Below are 20,461 nucleotides of genomic sequence, written 5' to 3' on the forward strand. Positions count from 1 at the left end.
GGAAGAGATGACGGAGAGCCGGGGGCGATCCCCAAATGCGCGTAAAGATTCTTATCCGGAGCTAACGGGCGAGGTGGCTATGGTAGGGGCTCCGCTGGACACCACCAGAGCCGACAGGGGAGGTGCGGCTGCACCTGCGGATCGCAGGAGAGTGCTGACGCGCTTTCTCAGGTCACCGGGTGAGCCGAAATCCGTGACCAACAACGCTGACCGTTCCTGGAAGCACGCCTCCGCAGCCACGGCGACCTTCGCATCGGAGGCAGAGTCCCAGGCATGGACACCTCCGTCCTGGGAGGAGATCGTCAGCACGCACAGTGGTCGCGTCTACCGTCTCGCCTACCGACTCACGGGCAATCAGCACGACGCCGAGGATCTGACGCAGGAAGTCTTCGTCCGGGTCTTCCGCTCGCTGTCGACCTACACCCCCGGCACCTTCGAGGGGTGGCTGCACCGGATCACCACCAATCTCTTCCTCGACATGGTCCGCCGCAAGCAGCGGATCCGTTTCGACGCCCTCGGTGACGACGCGGCCGAGCGGCTGCCCAGCCGGGAGCCCTCCCCGCAGCAGGTCTTCAACGACACCCACTTCGACGCCGATGTCCAGCAGGCGCTGGACACCCTGGCGCCCGAGTTCCGGGCCGCCGTGGTCCTCTGTGACATCGAGGGCCTGTCGTACGAGGAGATCGCGGCCACCCTTGGTGTCAAGCTGGGCACCGTCCGCAGCCGGATCCACCGGGGTCGTTCCCATCTGCGCAAGGCGCTGAAGCACCGCTCTCCCGAGGCGCGTGCCGGTCAGCGGGCACTGGCGGGTGCGGTCGGCCTGGCGGGGGAGGGCGGACCGGCGTGAGCGGATACGGCCTGACCCCCGCCGAGCAGCATCTGGGGGACCGCCTCGCCGCCCTGGTCGACGGCGAGCTGAAACACGACGCGCGGGACAGGGTCCTCGCCCATCTGGCGACCTGTGCCAAATGCAAGGCCGAGGCGGACGCCCAGCGAAGACTCAAGGATGTCTTCGCCCAGGCGGCGCCCCCGCCGCCGTCCGAGGGGCTGCTGGCGCGGCTCCAGGGGCTGCCCGGCGGCGGCCCCGGCGGTGACGGCGGGGGTCCCTTCGGCGGTGGCCCGGTCATCGACGCGGTCTTCCCGGGGGCGGCCGCCCCGTCGGGCAGACCCGGTGAGAGGCGCCCGGAGACCTTTGGCTATGTCCCCGGGGGGCACCGGGGTGCCCCGGTACTGCCGCCCCGGCCGGGCGGGTTCCGCATCCATGAGGTGGGGCGGGCCGAGGCCGAGCGGTCGGCCCAGTCCTGGCGGGGCCGCCGGTTCGCCTTCGTGGCGGCCAGCGCGGTCTCCTTCGCGGCCATCGCCCTCGGTGCGACCCTGCCCCTGGACGGCTCGGTCCAGCAGAGCGCCCGGGGCGGCGGCCAGGGGAACAGCGTCACCCCCCTCCGGACCACCACCGGCGTCGGGGGCACCGGATCCACCACCGGCACCCCCGCCGCCTCCCCCGGGGCCCGGAGCCTGGAGTACGAGCGCCGGCGTCCCCTCGGGACCGCCCCGGTCCGCTCCACCGAGCGGGCCATCGGCCGCTCGGTCTCCGACCTCTTCGCCTCGGGTGTGCCCGCCGCGTCCCCCGCGCCGCCGCCGCTGCTGGCGTCCGGTCTGGTGCCGCCCGTGTCGGTCTTCGCCCCACCCCTGATACGTCCTGCGGGGATGGGTTTTCAGCTGTCCAGCGCACCGGGGCTCACCCCGTCGGCGACGCCCGCGCCCAGTCATCTCCTGGCCCCCGTGGCACCCCCGTCGGCGCTGAACCGCCACGGTTGAGCCGACCCGCGCCCGGTCCCCTGCGCGGAGCTTCCTGAACCTGGTTGAATCCTCGCAGGGGTGCCCGTGGGGTGCCGTACTGGCCGGCGATCTGCGGGGAGAGCATGGACGACGGGAAGACCACGGAAGCCCGTGCGGCGTGGTGGAGCCGGCCCGGCACGGGGCCGCTCCCCGGGGGCGGGGAGCCGTCCGCGCCCGCCGCCGTTCCGTCTTCCGCCCCGGACTCCGCCCCGTCACCCCCGTCCCCCTCGTCCTCGTGCCCGCCGCCCCCAGTGCCCTCACCCGGAGTCGAACCTGCCGTGTCCGGCGGGGAGGAGGGGCCGGAGCCGGCCCCGGAGACCGCCGATGCCGGGGGCGGCTCGGGTGCTGAGGTGCGGGGACCCACCGTGAGCCTCACCAAGGCCGGGGCGGCGGCCGGAGCGCCCGTTCCCGCGCCCGCCGTGTCCACCGAGCCCCCCGCCCCCGGGGAGGCCGTTCCGGAGCCCGTGGCGGGGCCTGTGACCCCGCTGGAGCCGGTGCCCGTCCCCGTGGCGGCGTCCCTGCCCCTGCCGGAGCCGGTGCCCGTCCCCGTGGCGCTGCCCGCCGGGGACCGGACACAGCCGCTGCACCAGCCGGACGCGTACAGCACACCGCCGTACGGCGAGCCCGGCCCCTGGGCCCCCGCCCCGCCCGTCCAGCGCCCCGTACCGCCGTCGGCTCCGGCCCCGGCTCTGCCCCTGCCGCCCGGTGCCGCCGTGCCGCCGCAGTACCCGGGCCCTCAGCCGTACCCCCAGGAGAGCCCGTACCCCCAGGAGAATCCGTACGCCCATCCCGCCGGCCCCGGGCCGGTCCCGGGGCAGCCGCAGGACGGCCCGCCGCAGGCCCCCGCCGGGCAGTGGGCGAACTACGACCCCTGGGGCGCCCCCGGGGCCCAGGTGCTCGCCGCGCCGCTCAGCCGGAGCGGTGAGCCCCCGCGCCGCCGCGCCGGATACGGTCCGATGATCGCCGGAGGGGTCCTGCTGGCCCTGATCGCGGGCGGTATCGGCGGCGGCATCGGCGCCTATGTCGAGCGGAACGGCGGGATCAACCGCGTCGAGCTGGACCAGGCGCCCCGGCAGAGCCGCGACCGGGCCCCCGACAGCGTCGCCGGGATCGCCGCCAAGGCCCTTCCCGGGGTGGTGACCCTCCATGTCAGCGGCGGCGGGGAGCAGGGCACCGGCACCGGCTTCGTCCTCGACGGCCAGGGCCACATCCTCACCAACAACCATGTGGTCGCCCCGGCGGGGGAGAGCGGTTCGATCCGGGTCACCTTCAGCGGCGGCGAGACCGTCCGGGCCACCCTCGTCGGCAAGGACAGCGGCTACGACCTCGCCGTCGTCAAGGTCACCGGGGTCTCCGGGCTCACCCCGCTGCCCCTCGGCAACTCCGACAACGTCCAGGTCGGCGACCCGGTCGTGGCCATCGGCGCCCCCTTCGACCTCCAGAACACCGTCACCTCCGGGATCATCAGCGCCAAGGACCGGCCCATCACCGCGGGCGGCGACAAGGGCGACGGCAGCGATGTGAGCTATGTCGACGCGCTCCAGACCGACGCCCCGATAAACCCCGGCAACTCGGGCGGCCCGCTGGTCGACACCACCGCCCGGGTCATCGGGATCAACAGCGCCATCCGCGCCGCCGACACCGCCCCCGGCGCCGAGGGCCAGTCCGGCTCCATCGGCCTCGGCTTCGCCATCCCCATCAACCAGGGCAAGCGGGTCGCCGAGGAACTCATCAACACCGGGAAGGCCACCCACCCGGTGATCGGTGTCACCCTCGACCTCCAGTACTCCGGCGACGGCGCCCGGGTCGGCCGCAAGGCCAAGGACGACGCCCCCGCCGTGGTGCCCGGCGGGCCCAGCGCCAAGGCGGGCATCCGGCCCGGCGATGTGATCACCGCCGTCGACGGCCGGCGGGTGCACAGCGGCGAGGAGCTGATCGTCAAGATCCGTGCCCACCGCCCCGGGGACCGGCTCCGGCTCACCCTGGTGCGCGGCGGCAAACAGCGGACCGTCACCGTCACCCTGGGCTCCTCCGCCGACCGCTGACGCCCGAAGAGGTTGGCCGATCACCGCCGCAGCCACGTGACGTGCCCAAGACTCGCCGGGTACCGTGGATCCGGCCCCGGCCGAAGCCGCTGCCGAGGGACACGAGGACACAAGGAGTCACAGGGTGTTCAACGACATAGGCGCACTGGAAGTGGTGGCCCTTGTAGTGCTCGCCGTGCTCGTCTTCGGCCCCGACAAGCTGCCGAAGGTCATCCAGGACGCCACCCGCTTCATCCGCAAGGTGCGGGAGTTCTCCGACAATGCGAAGAACGACATCCGTACCGAGCTGGGCCCCGAGTTCAAGGACTTCGAGTTCGAGGACCTGAACCCCAAGACCTATCTTCGCAAGCAGTTCGACGAGAACGACGAGCTGGCCGAGCTGCGCGAGCTGACCAGCAGCTTCGACCTCCGCAAGGAGATGGACGAGGTCGCCGACGCGGTCAGCGGCAAGGGATCCGCCGCGACCGTCCCCGCCGCCGCCGTGAACGGCTCCGGCACCCCCGACCTCACCAAGCGCGACCGTCCGGAGGCCAAGGACGAGCGCCCGCCGTACGACTCCGACGCCACCTGAGCCCTTGCACCACCGCGACCTGAGCCCTTACACCCCCGCGCCCCCGCGACGACCCTGACGCGCCGGTGGTGCACGCCATCTGGCGGCGGTCACCCGGTGCAAGCCCCAAGTGGGTGGTTATTCTCTCCATCTGTCAGGACGCGAGGACGCCCGAGGGGGGCGGGTCCGCGTCCGGGCCTCGGACACAGAGGAGACGGCCGGGTAGATGGAGACGACGAGTCGAACAGCCGAGCAGCATCCGCCCGGCGACGCCCCCGCCCCCGTCCCGGGCTCCCCGCGCACCCCGGCGGCGACCGCGGGCCGCCGTCCCCCGGTCGACGCGTACACCGGGGCCGCCTTCTCCTGGTACGGCCTGGACGAGGCGTACACCGGCCCGCGCCGGCTGATGCGCGCCGTCAGCACCGCCGACGGCGTGGTCCGCCACGGCTCCCTGGGACATGGCGACGAGCCGTCGATACACGCCGGCCAGAACGGACCCTCCGGGAGCGACCCGGACGAGAAGGAACGGTTCACGGTCGTCGTCACCGTCGCCGCCGGGCCCGATCTCCGCAGCGGCGACGGTACGGGGGTGCTGGACGCCACCACCGTCTCCTCCGCCGCCTGGCTGGCCGCCTCCGGGCTGCTCGCCCACACCTGGCCGCCGCAGCTCGACCACTCCCTGCGCGACGACTGGCTGGAGCAGCAGACCGACACCGCCTTCACCCTCGCCCACGATCTGGAGGGGGCGGAGTGGTCCACGCTCTCCCTGCCGGTCGACGGGGAACCCACGGTCTTCCACTTCCGTGAGTCCGACTTCGGCTGGATCCTCGCCGGGCCCGCCGGGGACGGCACCTACATCGGGGCGTACGGGCGCGGGATGAGCCCCTACGGCCTCGGCTTCGCCCGGGTGCCGGACCTCACCCCGTACAGCTGAGACCCCGTCCCGGGGCCGTCCGGAGCCGTCCCGGGGTTCATCCGCCGTCCCGGGGCATCCGCTGCCCCGGGGGCATCCGGGACCGCCTCGGGGCCGCGGGGCCCCGGGGCGCCCTCAGAACTTGTTGCGCGGGGTGATCCCGAGGCTCAGCCCCGCCAGTCCGCGCTGACGCCCGCCGAGCTTGCCCGCGATGGCCCGCAGCGCGGCGCCCGCCGGGGAGTCCGGGTCGCTGAGCACCACCGGGGCGCCCGTGTCGCCGCCCTCCCGCAGCCGTACATCGATCGGGATGGTGCCCAGTACCGGCACGGTCGCGCCGGTCGTCCGGGTCAGCCCGTCGGCGACCTGCTGGCCGCCGCCGCTGCCGAAGACGTCCAGCATCTCGTCGCAGTGCGGACAGGGCAGCCCGGACATGTTCTCCACCACGCCCACGATCTTCTGGTGGGTCTGGACCGCGATCGAGCCGGCCCGCTCCGCGACCTCCGCCGCCGCCTGCTGCGGGGTGGTCACGACGAGGATCTCCGCGTTCGGCACCAGCTGGGCCACCGAGATCGCGATATCGCCGGTGCCCGGCGGCAGATCCAGCAGCAGCACATCGAGGTCGCCCCAGTAGACATCGGCCAGGAACTGCTGGAGCGCCCGGTGGAGCATCGGCCCGCGCCAGACCACCGGGGCGTTGCCGGGGGTGAACATCCCGATCGAGATGACCTTCACGCCATTCGCCGACGGCGGCATGATCATGTTCTCGACCTGGGTGGGGCGGCCCTCCGCGCCGAGCATCCGGGGGACCGAGTGGCCGTAGATGTCCGCGTCCACGACGCCGACCTTCAGCCCGTCGGCCGCCATCGCCGCCGCCAGGTTCACCGTGACCGAGGACTTGCCGACGCCTCCCTTGCCGGAGGCGACCGCGTACACCCGGGTCAGCGAGCCGGGCTTGGCGAAGGGAACCTCGCGCTCCGCGGTGCCACCGCGCAGCGTCGCCGCCAGATCCTTCCGCTGCTCGTCGCTCATCACATCGAGCGTGACATCGACCCGGGAGACACCGTCGACACGGGCGACCGCGTCCGTGACACTCCTGGTGATCGTCTCGCGCATGGGGCACCCGGAGACAGTGAGGTAGACCGTGACGGCGACCGAGCCGTCCGTACCGATATCAACCGATTTGACCATGCCGAGATCGGTGATCGGTCGGTTGATCTCGGGGTCGTTCACCGTCGCCAGCGCTGCGAGCACCGCGTCTTCCGTAGCCATACGACGATGGTACGGCGCCGACTCCCGCCGCCGGAAAGCCCGTCAGTGGTCGCCTTCATCACGCCTCGACCCGTCCTCCGGTACGGCGGCCGGACGGCGCTCCTCCATCTCACGGAGCAGGTCCTGGAGTTCCGAGCGGATCCAGTCGCGGGTCGCGACCTCGCCGAGACCCATCCGCAGCCCGGCGATCTCCCTGGTCAGGTACTCGGTATCGGCGATCGACCGCTCGTTCTGCTTGCGCTCCTGCTCCCGGGTGACCCGGTCCCGGTCGTCCTGGCGGTTCTGGGCGAGCAGGATCAGCGGGGCCGCGTAGGACGCCTGGAGCGAGAGCATCAGGGTGAGGAAGATAAAGGGATAACGGTCGAAACGGAGCGGCGCCGGCGCGGTCACATTCCAGACCAGCCAGACGATGATGATCACCGTCATCCAGAGGATGAACCGCCAGGTGCCCAGGAAGCGGGCGATCCGCTCGGAGAGCCGTCCGAACGCCTCCGGGTCGTACGCGGGCAGCAGGGCGCGCCGGGGCGCGCGCGGTACGTCGAGCCGGGTACGCGGCCGGTTCACCGCACTGGCCCCGGCCGGCCCGGCCTCCCGCTGCTCCCCGGAGCCCGAACCGGAGCCGGGCCCGGAGCCGCCGCCGCGCTCGCCGCCGCTAGCCATGGGCCTGGCCATGGGCGGTCTCCTCGAACTCCGTCTCGCGCCAGTCCTCCGGCAGCAGATGGTCCAGTACGTCGTCCACCGTCACCGCCCCCAGCAGGGATCCGCTCTCGTCCACGACCGGCGCCGCGACCATGTTGTACGCGGCGAGATAGCTGGTCACGGCCCGGAGCGGGGTGTCCGGGGGCAGCGGGGGCAGATCGCTGTCCACCAGCGAGCCGACCAGGGTGAACGGGGGATCGCGCAGCAGCCGCTGGAAGTGGACCGTCCCCAGGTATTTGCCGGTGGGGGTCTCGTCCGGGGGCCGGCACACATAGACCTGCGCGGCCAGCGCCGGGGAGAGGTCCTGCCGCCGCACCCGGGCGAGCGCGTCGGCCACCGTGGCGTCCGGCCGCAGCACGATGGGCTCGGTGGTCATCAGCCCGCCCGCGGTCCGCTCCTCGTACGACAGCAGCCGCCGCACATCGGCGGCGTCGTCCGGGCGCATCAGGGCGAGCAGCCGCTCCTGATCGTCCTCGGGCAGCTCGGAGAGGAGGTCGGCGGCGTCGTCCGGGTCCATCGCCTCCAGGACGTCGGCGGCCCGCTCGTCCTGGAGCTTGCCCAGGATCTCCACCTGGTCGTCCTCGGGCAGCTCCTCCAGGACATCCGCGAGCCGGTCGTCGTCCAGGGCGGCGGCGACCTCGGCGCGCCGCTTGGGGGTGAGATGGTGCAGGGCGTTGGCGAGATCGGCGGGCCGCATCCGTTCGAAGGTGGCGACGAGGGACTCGGCCCCCTGGTCGCCCTCGTCCAGCGAGAAGCCGGTGACCGAGGACCACTCCACGGTGAGGGTCTCGCCCCGGCGGCGCAGCGCCCCGCCCCGGCCCCGGCGGACGAAGACCTTGTCGATCTCCCAGTCCCGGCGGGCGGGCAGCCGCTGGACCGAGACATCGAGGACGGTGGCCTCCTCGCCGCTGTCGACCAGCTGGACCCGCCGGTCCAGGAGTTCCCCGAGGACCAGCCGCTCGGTGGGCCGCTGCTCGAACCGGCGGACATTCAGTACCCCGGTGGTGATGACCTGGCCCGATTCAATGCCGGTCACCCGGGTCATGGGGAGGAAGATCCGGCGGCGGTTGATCATCTCCACCACCAGGCCGAGCAGCCGGGGCGGCCGGTGGCCGACCCGCAGCATGGCGACGAGATCGCGGACCCGGCCGACCTGATCGCCGTTGGGGTCGAAGACGGCCACTCCGGCGAGATGGGAGACAAAGATCCGGGGGGCGCTCGCGACCATGCCCGTACCTCCGCTCCGTACCGGTCACTCTGCCCTGATGTGCGGTGCTCCATGCCCTTGGAGGGCTTCAGGCTAGCTTGTGCCGTTCCATGGCGCTGTGTGTACCGGGGGTGACAGCGCGGACGGGGGGTGCGGGCGACACCCGGCGGGGCGGGTCCACGGCACCGGTACGCTGCGGTCTGCGCGCTCGCGCCCAGCAGAAGACAAGCAGATGAGAGGCAGTGCTCCGGTGACTCCCCTCCCCTCGGTCCCCCGGGCCCGCAAGGCCGTGCTCTCCCTGGCGCTCTGCGCGGGGCTGGCCCTGTCCGCCACCGCGTGCTCCGCCGAGGAGAAGCCCGATCCGGACCAGGGTACGAACGGTGTCGGCAAGCTGGCGGCGCCGCAGATCGAGACCAGGGCGCGGGCCGCCGCCGACGCGGCGAAGGCGGTCCGGCTCTCCGGGACGCTGGTCAGCAAGGGCGGCACCTTCAAGCTGGACATGCGGCTCAAGGACGGCGGCGGCACCGGCTCGGTCACCTCCCAGAAGGACACCTTCGAGCTGCTGCGGATCGGCGACGACCTCTATCTGAAGGCGGACGCCTCCTTCTGGACGCACCAGGACGACGGCAAGCAGGGCGGCGGCAAGGGCGGGGCGTCCGACCGGGCCGACCAGGAGGCCGCCGGAAAGCTCGGCGGCAAGTATGTGAAGGTGCCTCAGGGCGATCCCGCGTACAACGAGTTCCACGGCTTCACCGATATGGATGTGCTGCTCGAAGGTCTGCTCGACATGGAGGGCACGCTGAGCAAGGGGGAGCGCACCAAGGTCGGCGGGGTACGGACGATCAAGGTCCAGGCGGCCGACGGCGCCGGGGGCGTGCTGGATGTGGCCCTGGTCGGCAAGCCGTACCCGGTGCAGTTCGCCCGTGCGGGGGGCAAGGGGGTGCTGACGCTCGCCGAGTGGGACGCGGACTTCGAGCTGGCGGCGCCCCCGAAGGCGGCGACGGTGGATTACGGGGGGCAGCTCCCCCAGGGCGACGGCTGAGCCGACCGCCCGGCCCGGGGACCCCGGGCGCGGACCGCCCGGGCCCGGATCCCGAGTCCCGGGCCCTGGTGTCAGACCCGGCCGCGCTTCTTGGCGCCCCGGCGGGAGAAGAGCAGCCGGGGCAGGGCCGCCGGCACCGGCTGCCGGGTCGTCGCCGGGCTCGGCACCGGCGGCACCGCCAGCGATCCGTCGGGCAGCTCGGTCGTGGACGACAGCGGCGCCAGCCGCAGCACCCGGCACTCGGTGGCCCAGCGCTCCAGCACCTTCTCCGAGTCCACCGCGTTCAGCCGCTTCCCCTTCAGCTCCGGGGCGACCGCCTCCCACTCCGCCGAGCCCGGCGCCACCTCGCTCACCGACGCGGTCCAGACGACCAGCCGGCCGCCCTTGTCCTTGCTGCGGACGGTGACCTCCGCCGTACCGCCGTCGGCGAGCCCCGGCAGCGGCTGCTCACCGGCGCCGTCGCCGACCACATAGACGCCGCCCTCGTGCCACAGATGCCAGAGCGCCCGCTCGGGCCCTTCGCCCCGGACCCAGATCAGACCGGACTTCTTGGTGGCCTCCTCGACGAGAGCGGGGCCGAGGAAGGGGTTCTCTGTCATGCCCGCAGCCTATCTACAGCCAGCCGTTCCGCTTCAGCATGCGGTGGATGGTGAAACAGATCGCGGCGATGGAGGTGAGCACCATGGGATAGCCGTACTCCCAGCGCAGCTCCGGCATGTGGTCGAAGTTCATGCCGTAGACACCGCAGACCGCCGTCGGTACCGCGATGATCGCCGCCCAGGACGTGATCTTGCGCATGTCCTCGTTCTGGGCGACCTGGGCCTGGGCCAGATTGGCCTGGAGGATCGAGTTCAGCAGCTCGTCGAAGCCGATGACCTCCTCCTGCACCCGGGCGAGGTGGTCGGCCACGTCCCGGAAGTACTTCTGGATGTCCGGGTCGATCAGCCGCATGGGCCGCTCGCTCAGCAGCTGCATCGGCCGCAGCAGTGGGGAGACCGCCCGCTTGAACTCCAGCACCTCCCGCTTGAGCTGGTAGATCCGCCCGGGGTCGCTGCCGCGCTGCTTGCCCTTGGACGGGGCCGAGAAGACATCGATCTCCACCTCGTCGATGTCGTCCTGGACGGCGGCGGCGACCGCGATATAGCCGTCCACCACATGGTCGGCGATGGCGTGCAGCACCGCCGACGGGCCCTTCGCCAGCAGTTCGGTGTCCTCCTGGAGCCCGCGCCGCAGCTGGCGCAGCGAGCCCTTGCCGCCGTGCCGGACCGTGATCACGAAGTCCCGGCCGGTGAAGCACATCACCTCGCCGGTCTCGACCACCTCGCTGGTCGCGGTCAGCTCGTCGTGGTCGACGTAGTGGATCGTCTTGAAGACGGTGAAGAGGGTGTCGTCGTACCGCTCCAGCTTGGGCCGCTGATGGGCGTGGACGGCATCCTCGACGGCGAGCGGGTGGAGCCCGAACTCGGCGGCGATCCCGGCGAATTCCTCCTCGGTGGGCTCATGCAGCCCGATCCAGGCGAAGCCGCCGCCCTCACGGACCCGCAGCATCGCCTCGCGGGGGGTCTGACACGGCTCGCTGTCCAGCCGCCGCCCGTCCCGGTAGACGGCGCAGTCGACCACGGCGCTGGAGGCGGAGGGATCCCGGGTGGTGTCGTACGAGCTGTAGGGCGCGCTGTTCTTGCGCAGCGAGGGGCGGACCGCGGCACGCAGGTCACGGATCATCGACATGGCTGACTCCTCACGGAGAGGGCCGTCGGCGCAGGGCGTGGCACAGCCCGGAATGGGGACGTGAGGCAACGACGTCCGCAAAGCGGGCGGCACCGCGAGGACGCGGTGACGGCGTTCGCTACAGACAGGCAGAAAAAGCGGGTAAAGGGAGTGCTCTTCCGTCGTGCGCGATGCCGTCGGGCTGAACGGCGGTGCCACGGCCGAGGTGGCGGTCATCCGCGGGAACGGCCGTGGGGAACGCCTGATCCGCCCAGGGACGGGAGGGGCTCAGAGCGCCCGGTGGTGATGCGGTACGGAAGAGCGGCTGGTACTACACGGTCGACTTCGATCCACCGTGGACCCCACCTCCTCCGGCCGGTCCCCCGTAGGGGACAGTCGTGTCGCCGGGGGCGCGGGAGCGGCGCTGTCGCCTGCCGTCCCCGGGTGCTTCTGCACGCCACCCCGGCCAGCGGCCCACACTAGCAGCCGACGGAGGGTCAATCCCGGGGTTTGCCCAATATCCCCGCGCCTTATGCTCGCCGGATGGCAGAAGTTCTCGCTTTGGTCGAATCCAGGCTCGGTTCGGTGCTGGGGGAGCCCGACGCCCGTGCGTCGGTGACCTTTCTGGGGGCCGACCGGATCGAGGTGCTGAGATTCCCCGGTACGGATCCCGGAGCCGGAGCCGGAGCGGACGGCGGGGCGGACGGTGGGGCGGGGCGCGCCGGCGAGGGCCCGGCGGGCGGTCGCGGACCCGGCCGGGGCCTGCTGCGCTATGCCACGCTCGGGATGTCCGCCCACCCCATGAGCGACCCCACCGCGCTGGTCGCCGACCCGGTCGAGGGCCCGCGGGCGGAGCTGCTGCTCACGGTACGGGCGGGAGTCGCCGATACCGACAAGGTGCTGCGCGCACTGGCGGTGCTGGCCGCGTCGCCCCAGGTCGAAGGGGTGGTGGTGGCTCCGGGTGCCTCGCTGGACGTGGGCGGCCCGCTCTGGCCGGGGGCGCCCTTCCACTCGGTGCTCGTCGCCGAGCCGGGCGGTCTGGTGCCGGATCTGGAACTGCCCGCCCCGCGCGACCCGGTGCGCTTTCTGCCGCTGCTGCCGATGACCCCGAACGAGGCGGCCTGGAAGCGGGTGCACGGCGCACCGGCCCTCCAGGAGCGCTGGCTGGCGGAGGGAACCGATCTGCGCGACCCCCGGCGCGGATCCGTGCGCCTGGGGTGATCGCGGGCGCGATCCGTGCGCCGGGCGTGACCGCGCGGCGACTGGCCGGAACCCGACGCGCACGGTGTGCGATGGCACACGCCGGAAGGGTGATCGTCCTTGACGCGGCGACGGCGGGGTAGGACCGTAAAGCGCTATGAGGGGCGAACCCAGTTGCCCGAAGTGCGGTGGCCGGGTCAGGGCGCCCGGTCTCTTCGCCGAATCCTGGCAGTGTGATGTGCACGGCACCGTGCATCCGCTCCAGCCGGTGGTCCCGCCCAGTGTCGAGGCCCTCGGTGTCGTGGTGCACCGGGCCAGGGTCCCGGTCTGGATGCCCTGGCCGCTGCCGGTCGGGTGGCTCTTCACCGGGGTCGCCTACGCGGGCGACGACCGCAGCGGGGGCCGGGCGACGGCGGTCGTCTGCTCCGGCCCCGGACCGCTCGGCGGGATCGGGGAACTGCTGCTGGTGGCGGAGGAGTTGGGGGTCGGCCTCGGGGCGCGTTTCGCGGGGCTCGACGGCCCCGACCCGGGCGCGCACATCGATGTCTCCCGGCCACCGCAGTCCAAGGTGCTGGCCGCCGGCCGGCCGACCCCGCTCTGGCATGTCCGGGCCGTCCCCGACGACCGGGCCGTCTTCGCGGGCGAGGCCCGTGGGCTCTGGCTGTGGGCGATCGTCTGGCCGGAGCAGTCGGGCCTGCTGATGTACGACGAACTGGTGCTCACCGATCTCCGGGACGCGGGCGCGGAGGCGGAGCTGCTGCCCTGCGGGGCGCTCTCTCCCCGGCTGCTCTGAGGCTCCCGCCGCTCCGGGCCCCGTGGCCACCCGGGCCCCGGCTGCTCCGGGCCCCGTGGCCCCGGGCCTCCCCCGGCTGCTCCGGCCTCCCGGCCGCCCGGCCCCCGGTCACTCGGCCTGGTCACCCGGCCCCCGGCCCCGCTCGGTCCGGCCGCTCCGGACCCCTCGCCGCGCGGCGGCCCCGGTGCTCCGTCGCAGGTCCGAGGGGCGGTCGGCGGCGAGGAAGGGCCCGCGCCGCCGGATACACTGGACCGAACCCTTGTCCGACCCCGCCCCTGGAGTTGTGCCGTGCGCATCGATCTGCACACCCACTCCACGGCGTCGGACGGTACGGACACCCCCGCCGAGCTGGTGCGCAACGCCGCCGCCGCGGGGCTGGACGTCGTCGCCCTCACCGACCACGACACCACCCGGGGCCACGCCGCAGCCCTCGCCGCCCTCCCGGCCGGGCTGACCCTGGTCACCGGCGCCGAGCTGTCCTGCGCCCTCGGCGGCGCCGAGCCGGTCCGGGTGCATCTGCTCGCCTATCTCTTCGACCCCGCCGAACCCACCCTGCTGCGCGAGCGCGAGCTGCTCCGCGACGACCGGGTGCCGCGCGCCCGCGCCATCGTCGGCAAGCTGCGCGACCTGGGTGTCCCCATCGTCTGGGAGCGGGTCGCCGAGATCGCCGGGGACGGCTCCGTCGGCCGCCCGCACATCGCCACCGCCCTGGTGGAGCTGGGCGTGGTCGCCACCGTCTCGGACGCCTTCACCCCCGAGTGGATCGCCGACGGCGGCCGGGCCTACGTCCCCCAGCACGAACTCGACGCCTTCACCGCCGTCCGCCTGGTCAAGGCCGCCGGCGGGGTCGCCGTCCTCGCCCACCCGGGCGCCGTCAAGCGCGGCCGTACGGTCCCCGACGCGGCCCTCGCCGAGCTGGCCGACGCCGGTCTCGACGGTATCGAGGTCGACCACATGGACCACGACCCCGCCACCCGGGACCGGCTGCGCGCGCTCGCGGCCGGGCTCTCCCTGCTGACCACCGGGTCCAGCGATTACCACGGCAGCCGCAAGGATGTCGCCCTCGGCGCGTACACCACGGATCCGGAGATCTACGGCGAGATCACCCGCCGGGCGACCGGGGCGTTCCCCGTGCCCGGCGCCGGCGGACGCCGCCCGTAGCGGGCAGCCGCCGCCCGTAGCACCGCTCTCCCTCCGTACCACTTCTTCCGCAAGGCCATCCCCGTGTTCGACGCTGCCATCTTCGGCTCCCTCTTTCTGACCCTCTTTGTGATCATGGATCCGCCCGGGGTCACTCCGATCTTTCTCGCCCTGACCTCCGGGCGCCCCGCGAAGGTGCAGCGGCGGATGGCCTGGCAGGCCGTCGCCGTCGCCTTCGGGGTGATCACCCTCTTCGGCCTGATCGGCCAGCAGATCCTCGACTATCTGCATGTCTCGGTCCCCGCGCTGATGATCGCGGGCGGTCTGCTGCTGTTGCTGATCGCACTGGATCTGCTCACCGGCAAGACCGACGAGCCCAAGCAGACCAAGGACGTGAATGTGGCGCTGGTCCCGCTGGGCATGCCGCTGCTGGCCGGGCCCGGTGCGATCGTGTCGGTGATCCTCGCCGTCCAGAACGCCGACGGGGGCTCGGAGCAGCTCGCGGTCTGGGGCGCGATTCTCGCCATTCATGTGGTGCTCTGGCTGACCATGCGCTATTCGCTGGTCATCATCCGGGTGATCAAGGACGGCGGAGTGGTCCTGGTGACCCGGCTGGCGGGCATGATGCTCTCGGCCATCGCGGTCCAGCAGATCATCAACGGGATCACCCAGGTGGTCCAGGGCGCCTGAGCCCGCCCGCCCGGGGCCGTGCCCCGGTAGCCTCCGGCCCGGACATGGCACCGCCCCCGTACGGAGACCTTCCGTACGGGGGCGGTGTCGTCCCTGCGGCGTCGCGGCGGGGTCACCGGCGCGGCGCGGGGCGTCTTACAGGGCCGTGGGTTCGGCCGGTCGGATGTAGAGGCGCTGCCCGGTGGCGGCGGCCTGCTGCACGATCCGTTTGACGGAGGCGGCGTCCACGACGGTGCTGTCCACGGCGGTCCCGTCGACATCGTCAAGGCGCATGATCTCGAAGCGCACTCGCTTCTCCCTTCGTCTGATCCTCCCGCCGGGCGGAACCCGGGGGAGTGCTGGTGTCCTCCGGTCCAACATCACTGCTGCCCGAAAACATTCCCTACACTAAGGAAAATCTTTCCCTATCTAACTACTGGCGGGTACGCGGGTCCAGCCGGAGAATGGGCCCGGTATGAGCGAATCAGAGATCAGGACCGCCCTCGGCGAGCTGGGCGGCCGGGTGGACCGCACCAATGAACTGCTCCAGCGCATGCTCGCCGAGGTCGCCAAGACCCCATCGACCCATGCGATCTTCGTCGACGCCGGATATGTCTACGCCGCCGCCGGACTGCTGGTGGCCGGAACGGAGGACCGGCGCTCCTTCGATCTGGACGCCGAAGGGATGATCGACGCCTTCATCGACAAGGCGCGCTCGATCTTCGCGGACAGCAGACTGCTACGGGTCTACTGGTACGACGGGGCGCGCCGCCGGATCCACACCCCCGAACAGCAGTCCATCGCCGAGCTGCCGGACGTCAAGGTGCGCCTCGGCAACCTCAACGCCAACAACCAGCAAAAAGGCGTGGACTCGCTCATCCGTACCGATCTGGAGTCCCTGGCCCGGCACCGGGCCATCAGCGACGCCGCACTGATCGGCGGTGACGAGGACCTGGTCCCGGCGGTGGAGGCGGCCCAGGGGTACGGGGCCCGGGTGCACCTCTGGGGCATCGAGGCGGCGGACGGCGGCAACCAGGCCGAGCCACTGCTCTGGGAGGTGGACAGCCAGCGCACCTACGATCTGGAGTTCTGCCGCCCGTACATCACCCGCCGGGCGGTGACGACCTACGAGAACGAGGGCGCGCCGCCGCCCTCCCGCGACGAGGTGCGGTTCGTCGGCGCCCAGATCGCCGCCACCTGGCTGGGGGAACGGGGGCGGGACACGATGGCGGAGCTGCTGCCCGGCCACCCCTATCTGCCCGGCCCGGTCGACCAGGACCTGCTGATCGAGGCGGAACGGGTGCTCCAGCGCTCGCTGCGGGGCCATGCGGTCCTGCGCCGGGCGCTGCGGGACGGCTTCTGGCAGCACCTCCAGGCGCAGTACTGAGACGGCCGGGACGCCCCGGGGCGCCCGTTCACCCCTCCCCGGGGTCGAGGCGGTGGACCCGGGGGGCGGAGCCGGTGGCCCGGTCCCGCAGCCCGGCCCGGCGGATCTTTCCGGAGGCGGTACGGGGCAGCTCCGGGAGGAACTCCAGCGAGCGCACCCACTTCTCCGGCGGCAGCCGGTCGCGCACCCGGGCGAGGACCGCGCGGGCCGTCTCCCCGCCCGCCGTCCGGCCGGGGGCGGGCACCACATACGCCTTGGGCACCCACCGCCCCTCCGGATGGGGCTCCGGCACCACCGCCGCCTCCGCCACCGCCGGATGGCCCAGCAGCACCTCCTCCAGCTCCCGGGGCGAGATCCGGTGGTCGAAGGATTTGAACATGTCATCGGCGCGGGCCAGATGGGTCAGGGAGCCATCGGGGGCCCGGACCGCGAGATCGCCGGTGCGGTGGTGCCCGGCGGGGGGCGCCGGGTCCACCGGGCCTTCCGGGTCCGGGTCCGGCGGGTCCACCGGGCCTTCCGGGTCCGTCGCGTCGGTCGCGTCCGGCGGGTCCACCGGGTTCGTCGCGTCCGCCGGGGCGCCGACATAGCCGCTCATCAGCCCCAGCGGGCGGTGGGACCCCAGCTCCAGACAGATCTCCCCGGGCTCCCCGTCCGGCACCTCCCGGCCGGTGGCGGGGGAGCGCAGGGTCACCCGGTAGCCGGGCAGCGGCAGCCCCATGCTCCCCGGCCGGGGCCGCCGCCCCGGGGGATTGCCGATCTGCCCGGTGGTCTCGGTCTGCCCGTAGCCGTCGCGCAGCTCGACCCCCCAGTGGCGGCGGACCGTGTCGGCGAGTGCCGGATCCAGCGGCTCCCCGGCCGACACCGTCTCCCGCAGCGCCCCCGGCGGCCCCCCGAGTCCCTCGGCGACCAGGGTGCGCCAGAGCGACGGGGGCGCACAGAACGAGGTCACCCCACGGGTCCGCAGCACCCGGAGCACCCCGGCGGGGCCCACCCGGGTGTGGTCCAGCGCCACCACCGTCGCCTCCGCGTTCCAGGGGACGAAGAAGGAGCTCCAGGCGTGCTTGGCCCAGCCCGGCGCGGAGAGGTTCAGATGGAGGTCGCCGGGGAGGAGCCCGTTCCAGTACATCCCGGAGAGATGTCCCACCGGATAGCTGACATGGGTGTGCTCGACCATTTTCGGCCGGGCGGTGGTGCCCGAGGTGAAGTAGCGGAAGAGGGGGGCGTGGGCCGGGGTGGGGCCGTCGGGCACAAAGGCCGGGCCGGTACCGTCCCCGGTCGGGGCCCGCTCGATGATCTCCTCGTACGGGGTCCAGCCCGGCACCGTCCCGCCCACGCCGACCCCTGTGCCGACCCCCACACGAGCCCCCACGCCGACGCCCCATCGGCCGCCCCCGGCGGGGAACCGCCCGGTGAGCGCCGCCTCGGCCACCACATGGCGGACCCGGCCGCGCTCCAGCCGGTCCGCGATCTCCGCCGGGGTCGCGGTGGTGTAGGTGGGGACGAGGACGGCCCCCAGCTTGATCGCGGCCAGGATGGTCTCCCAGACCTCGGCCCGGTTGCCCACCATCAGCAGCAGCGGGTCGCCCCGGCGCACGCCCCGTTCCCGTAACCCGGTGGCGAGCAGGTCGGAGCGGTGGGACAGCTCCCGGAAGGTGAGCGTCCGGTCTCTCCCCGGGGCGCCGACATCCGGGCTTCCGTCCTTCGGGCCGCCGTCGCCGATCAGCCGGAGTGCGGGCCGGTCCCCGCCGTCCGGGTCCCGGGCGAGGACGTCGAACCAGTCGAGGGCCCAGTTGAACTCCGTCAGCCGGGGCCAGCTGAACGAGGCCACCGCAGAGGCCCAGTCGGTGCGGTGGCGCAGCAGCACATCCCGGGCGGCCCGGAAGCGGGCGGTGGGGGAGTCCGGGGCGGCGGTCATGCCGGTTCCCCCTGCCGCACCGGGGCGCCCAGCGGGGTCCGCCGCCGGGATGCCGCCCGCCGTACGGGCAGGGCGGCCGGAGCCTGGGGCGCGGCGGGTGCGGGCCCGGTGGCCGGGGCGGGAGCCGGCGCCGGCGCCGGGCGCAGCACATCGGCGGCCACCGCGTCCGCGTCCCGGTAGAAGAGGGTGGCAACGCCGGGTCTGCTGCTGCCCACCTGGGTGAACCAGCGGGTGTGCTCGGTCGGGATGCCCAGGGCGTACAGATCCGGCTGTGGTCTCCCGTCCGCCGCCACCACCCGGAACGGCGCCCGGGTGACCTCCAGACCGCCGGTGACCAGCCGCCGCCCGTCCGGCCCGCCGATCACCCAGGGCCGGGCCATACCGTCCCGTACCAGCTGCCGGGTCAGCTCCGAGGTGTCCTGGAGCAGATCGGGACCGGGGATCCGGGCGTCGACCACCGTCGTCACCCGCCGGGCCGAACCCGCCACCCGGGGCGACACCACTTGGAAGACCCCGGCCGCCTCGTCCGTCCCGAAGACCGTCTCCGGTCCCGCCACCTCCACCACCCCCTGGCGGATCAGCGCCCGCAGCTGCTCCACCCGGCCGGCCGGCGGGCCCGCCGACAGCAGTGCGTTCAGCGGCAGAAAGGCGCCGTGGAAGTCGTCCCGGTGGGAGTCGGGCAGCAGGCCGCCGTGGTCGACCGCCTCCCGGACCGTGTTGCGGATGTCCCGGAGCACATCCAGCGCCGCCTTCAGCGGTCCGTCGACGGTGCCCCGCGCCGCCTCGGCGAGATCGTCGTCCATCGCCCGGAGCAGCCGCCGCCGGAAGGCGTCCGGCGAGGGGAAGGACTCCCCCTCGAACGGCCGGGCCAGCGCCCGCAGATCGATCGGCGCGGCCTCGGCCCCCGCCTCATGGGTGTAGGTCCGGGCGAACTCCTCGGCGGCGGCGCGGCCCCGCTCGGCGCGGACCGTGGTCACCGCGTGGACATAGGTGACCTCCTGGACCAGCAGCGGCAGCACATCGGCGGCGAAGTCCAGCTGTCCGCTGCCGGTCGCCGCCCGCCGGTTCTCGCGCGCGCGGGCGAGCGCCGCCGGGGTCAGGAAACGGGCGCGATGGCTGTACGAGGGTGCCTTCTGGTTGCGGCCCCGGGCCGGGATCGGCAGCCCGCTGCGGGACCCGGCGACGATCCGGGGCTCCCGTCCGCTGGGCCGGTAGACCAGCTCCCCGCCCTCGTCCGGGGCGAACACCCCGCCGCGCCCCACGGTGAGGGCGAGCATCACATCGTAGAAGCAGAGTCCGAGCCCCCGGACCCCGACCGGGCTGCCGGGCGGCACGGTCTCCTCGTCCAGCTCCAGATCGGCGGCGGAGTCCCCGTGGAGATAGCGCAGCCCGGGGAAGCGGGCCGCGAAGCCGAGCATCTCGCGTTCGAAGGCGTCCGGGGCGTTCACGGGATGGCCGGTGGCGAGGACGACCCGGTCGGCCGGCAGCGGGCGGGGCGCCCCGGCGAGCCGGACCAGCTGGCCGCCGCCCGGGGCGGGGCGTACGGAGACGACCCGGCCGGTGGTGGGGACCAGTTCGGCGTGGTCCGGCAGGGCGCGGGCGACGGTCGCGTACACATCGGCGAGATAGCGGCCGTAGCGCACCCGGGGGGCGTAGTCGTCGGGGCCGAGCGGCTCCTCGCCGAGGCGGGCGCGCTCCTCGATCCACTGGCCGAGCGAGGGGCCGGCACCGGGGCGGGCGGGGCCGCCGTCGGGGTCGCCCGAGTACATGGTGACCTGGCTGATCACCGTGTTCATGGTGAACCACGGGTCCTGGTCGGTGCGCCACACCCGGCCCGCGCCGATCTCACTGGCGTCGACGAGATGGATCCGTACGGGACGGGGCGGCCGCCCGTCCGCCGCTCGGGCGGCCTCGGCCTCGGCGGTCAGCCGGACCGCGAGCCGTTCGAGGACGGAGAGGCCGCGCGGGCCGCTGCCGATGATCGCCAGGACGAGGGGAGGGGTGTCGGCGGTCTGTCCGGGCACAGGGGTCTCCTAGGGCGAGGCGCGGGGTGTGCGGGACGGGGGTGCGGGGGACGGTGGCCCGT

At 73.4% G+C, this 20,461-nt stretch carries 19 protein-coding genes; 11 read left to right on the forward strand and 8 right to left on the reverse strand.

Annotation, left to right across the window (positions count from 1 at the left end):
• Positions 1-79: 79 nt before the first annotated feature.
• The 5 genes from sigE (at position 80) to ABT354_RS07590 (ending at position 5,368) form a co-directional block, all read left to right on the forward strand.
• Positions 80-847 carry an RNA polymerase sigma factor SigE gene (gene sigE / locus ABT354_RS07570; RefSeq protein WP_351490362.1) on the forward strand — a complete coding sequence of 256 codons (768 nt, stop codon included), beginning with the start codon at positions 80-82 and terminating at the stop codon, positions 845-847.
• Positions 844-1,818: an anti-sigma factor family protein gene (locus ABT354_RS07575; protein ID WP_351490365.1), complete on the forward strand. Its 975-nt coding sequence runs from the start codon at positions 844-846 to the stop codon at positions 1,816-1,818. The genes sigE and ABT354_RS07575 overlap by 4 nt, the downstream gene beginning before the upstream one ends.
• 104 nt (positions 1,819-1,922) lie before the next feature.
• On the forward strand, positions 1,923-3,884 hold the full coding sequence (locus ABT354_RS07580) for a S1C family serine protease (RefSeq protein ID WP_351491117.1): 1,962 nt from the start codon (positions 1,923-1,925) through the stop codon (positions 3,882-3,884).
• Positions 3,885-4,008: 124 nt separating this feature from the next.
• The gene (locus ABT354_RS07585) at positions 4,009-4,455 is read left to right on the forward strand and encodes a sec-independent translocase (RefSeq protein WP_351490368.1); all 447 of its coding nucleotides are present in this window, start codon (positions 4,009-4,011) and stop codon (positions 4,453-4,455) included.
• A 205-nt stretch (positions 4,456-4,660) separates the two neighbouring features.
• A complete protein-coding gene (locus ABT354_RS07590; RefSeq protein ID WP_351490370.1) occupies positions 4,661-5,368 on the forward strand; it encodes a hypothetical protein in 708 nt (235 codons plus the stop codon).
• Positions 5,369-5,482: 114 nt separating this feature from the next.
• Here ABT354_RS07590 and ABT354_RS07595 read toward each other — a convergent pair whose 3' ends face one another.
• The 3 genes from ABT354_RS07595 to ABT354_RS07605 are packed head-to-tail and all read right to left on the reverse strand — an operon-like array spanning position 5,483 to position 8,543.
• The gene (locus ABT354_RS07595) at positions 5,483-6,616 is read right to left on the reverse strand and encodes an Mrp/NBP35 family ATP-binding protein (RefSeq protein WP_351490373.1); all 1,134 of its coding nucleotides are present in this window, start codon (positions 6,614-6,616) and stop codon (positions 5,483-5,485) included.
• Positions 6,617-6,658: 42 nt separating this feature from the next.
• On the reverse strand, positions 6,659-7,288 hold the full coding sequence (locus ABT354_RS07600; RefSeq protein ID WP_502983354.1) for a DUF1003 domain-containing protein: 630 nt from the start codon (positions 7,286-7,288) through the stop codon (positions 6,659-6,661).
• The gene (locus ABT354_RS07605; protein WP_351490375.1) at positions 7,269-8,543 is read right to left on the reverse strand and encodes a magnesium transporter MgtE N-terminal domain-containing protein; all 1,275 of its coding nucleotides are present in this window, start codon (positions 8,541-8,543) and stop codon (positions 7,269-7,271) included. The genes ABT354_RS07600 and ABT354_RS07605 overlap by 20 nt, the downstream gene beginning before the upstream one ends.
• Positions 8,544-8,754: 211 nt before the next feature.
• Between ABT354_RS07605 and ABT354_RS07610 the strand changes: the two genes are divergently transcribed.
• The gene (locus ABT354_RS07610; RefSeq protein WP_351490377.1) at positions 8,755-9,564 is read left to right on the forward strand and encodes a hypothetical protein; all 810 of its coding nucleotides are present in this window, start codon (positions 8,755-8,757) and stop codon (positions 9,562-9,564) included.
• A gap of 71 nt (positions 9,565-9,635) precedes the next feature.
• Here ABT354_RS07610 and ABT354_RS07615 read toward each other — a convergent pair whose 3' ends face one another.
• Positions 9,636-10,163 (reverse strand): hypothetical protein, encoded by a 528-nt coding sequence (locus tag ABT354_RS07615; RefSeq protein ID WP_351490380.1) that lies wholly within the window; start codon positions 10,161-10,163, stop codon positions 9,636-9,638.
• 13 nt (positions 10,164-10,176) lie between these two features.
• Positions 10,177-11,292 (reverse strand): magnesium and cobalt transport protein CorA, encoded by a 1,116-nt coding sequence (locus ABT354_RS07620; RefSeq protein WP_351490382.1) that lies wholly within the window; start codon positions 11,290-11,292, stop codon positions 10,177-10,179.
• A gap of 522 nt (positions 11,293-11,814) precedes the next feature.
• Between ABT354_RS07620 and ABT354_RS07625 the strand changes: the two genes are divergently transcribed.
• The 4 genes from ABT354_RS07625 to ABT354_RS07640 all read left to right on the forward strand — a co-directional run bounded on the left by ABT354_RS07625 (position 11,815) and on the right by ABT354_RS07640 (position 15,094).
• Positions 11,815-12,492, forward strand: coding sequence for a suppressor of fused domain protein (locus ABT354_RS07625; protein WP_351490384.1), 678 nt, complete (start codon positions 11,815-11,817; stop codon positions 12,490-12,492).
• A 136-nt stretch (positions 12,493-12,628) separates the two neighbouring features.
• On the forward strand, positions 12,629-13,264 hold the full coding sequence (locus tag ABT354_RS07630) for a DUF6758 family protein (RefSeq protein ID WP_351490387.1): 636 nt from the start codon (positions 12,629-12,631) through the stop codon (positions 13,262-13,264).
• Between the two features lie 288 nt (positions 13,265-13,552).
• Positions 13,553-14,425, forward strand: coding sequence for a PHP domain-containing protein (locus tag ABT354_RS07635; RefSeq protein WP_351490390.1), 873 nt, complete (start codon positions 13,553-13,555; stop codon positions 14,423-14,425).
• Positions 14,426-14,488: 63 nt separating this feature from the next.
• Complete coding sequence (locus ABT354_RS07640) at positions 14,489-15,094, forward strand: MarC family protein (RefSeq protein ID WP_351490392.1); 606 nt, start codon at positions 14,489-14,491, stop codon at positions 15,092-15,094.
• A 135-nt stretch (positions 15,095-15,229) separates the two neighbouring features.
• On the opposite strand, the gene ABT354_RS07645 is transcribed toward ABT354_RS07640, so the two are convergent.
• Positions 15,230-15,382 carry a DUF8834 family protein gene (locus ABT354_RS07645; RefSeq protein WP_351490395.1) on the reverse strand — a complete coding sequence of 51 codons (153 nt, stop codon included), beginning with the start codon at positions 15,380-15,382 and terminating at the stop codon, positions 15,230-15,232.
• A 166-nt stretch (positions 15,383-15,548) separates the two neighbouring features.
• Between ABT354_RS07645 and ABT354_RS07650 the strand changes: the two genes are divergently transcribed.
• Positions 15,549-16,460, forward strand: a complete 912-nt coding sequence (locus tag ABT354_RS07650; protein WP_351490398.1) for an NYN domain-containing protein — start codon at positions 15,549-15,551, stop codon at positions 16,458-16,460.
• Between the two features lie 28 nt (positions 16,461-16,488).
• Here ABT354_RS07650 and ABT354_RS07655 read toward each other — a convergent pair whose 3' ends face one another.
• Both ABT354_RS07655 and ABT354_RS07660 read right to left on the reverse strand, forming a co-directional pair.
• On the reverse strand, positions 16,489-18,375 hold the full coding sequence (locus tag ABT354_RS07655) for an AMP-binding protein (RefSeq protein WP_351490401.1): 1,887 nt from the start codon (positions 18,373-18,375) through the stop codon (positions 16,489-16,491).
• Positions 18,372-20,399, reverse strand: coding sequence for an FAD/NAD(P)-binding protein (locus ABT354_RS07660; protein ID WP_351490403.1), 2,028 nt, complete (start codon positions 20,397-20,399; stop codon positions 18,372-18,374). The genes ABT354_RS07655 and ABT354_RS07660 overlap by 4 nt, the downstream gene beginning before the upstream one ends.
• Positions 20,400-20,461: the final 62 nt, after the last annotated feature.

It is taken from the genome of Streptomyces sp. NPDC000594 (assembly GCF_040299965.1).
In the GTDB taxonomy this organism is placed as follows: domain Bacteria; phylum Actinomycetota; class Actinomycetes; order Streptomycetales; family Streptomycetaceae; genus Streptomyces.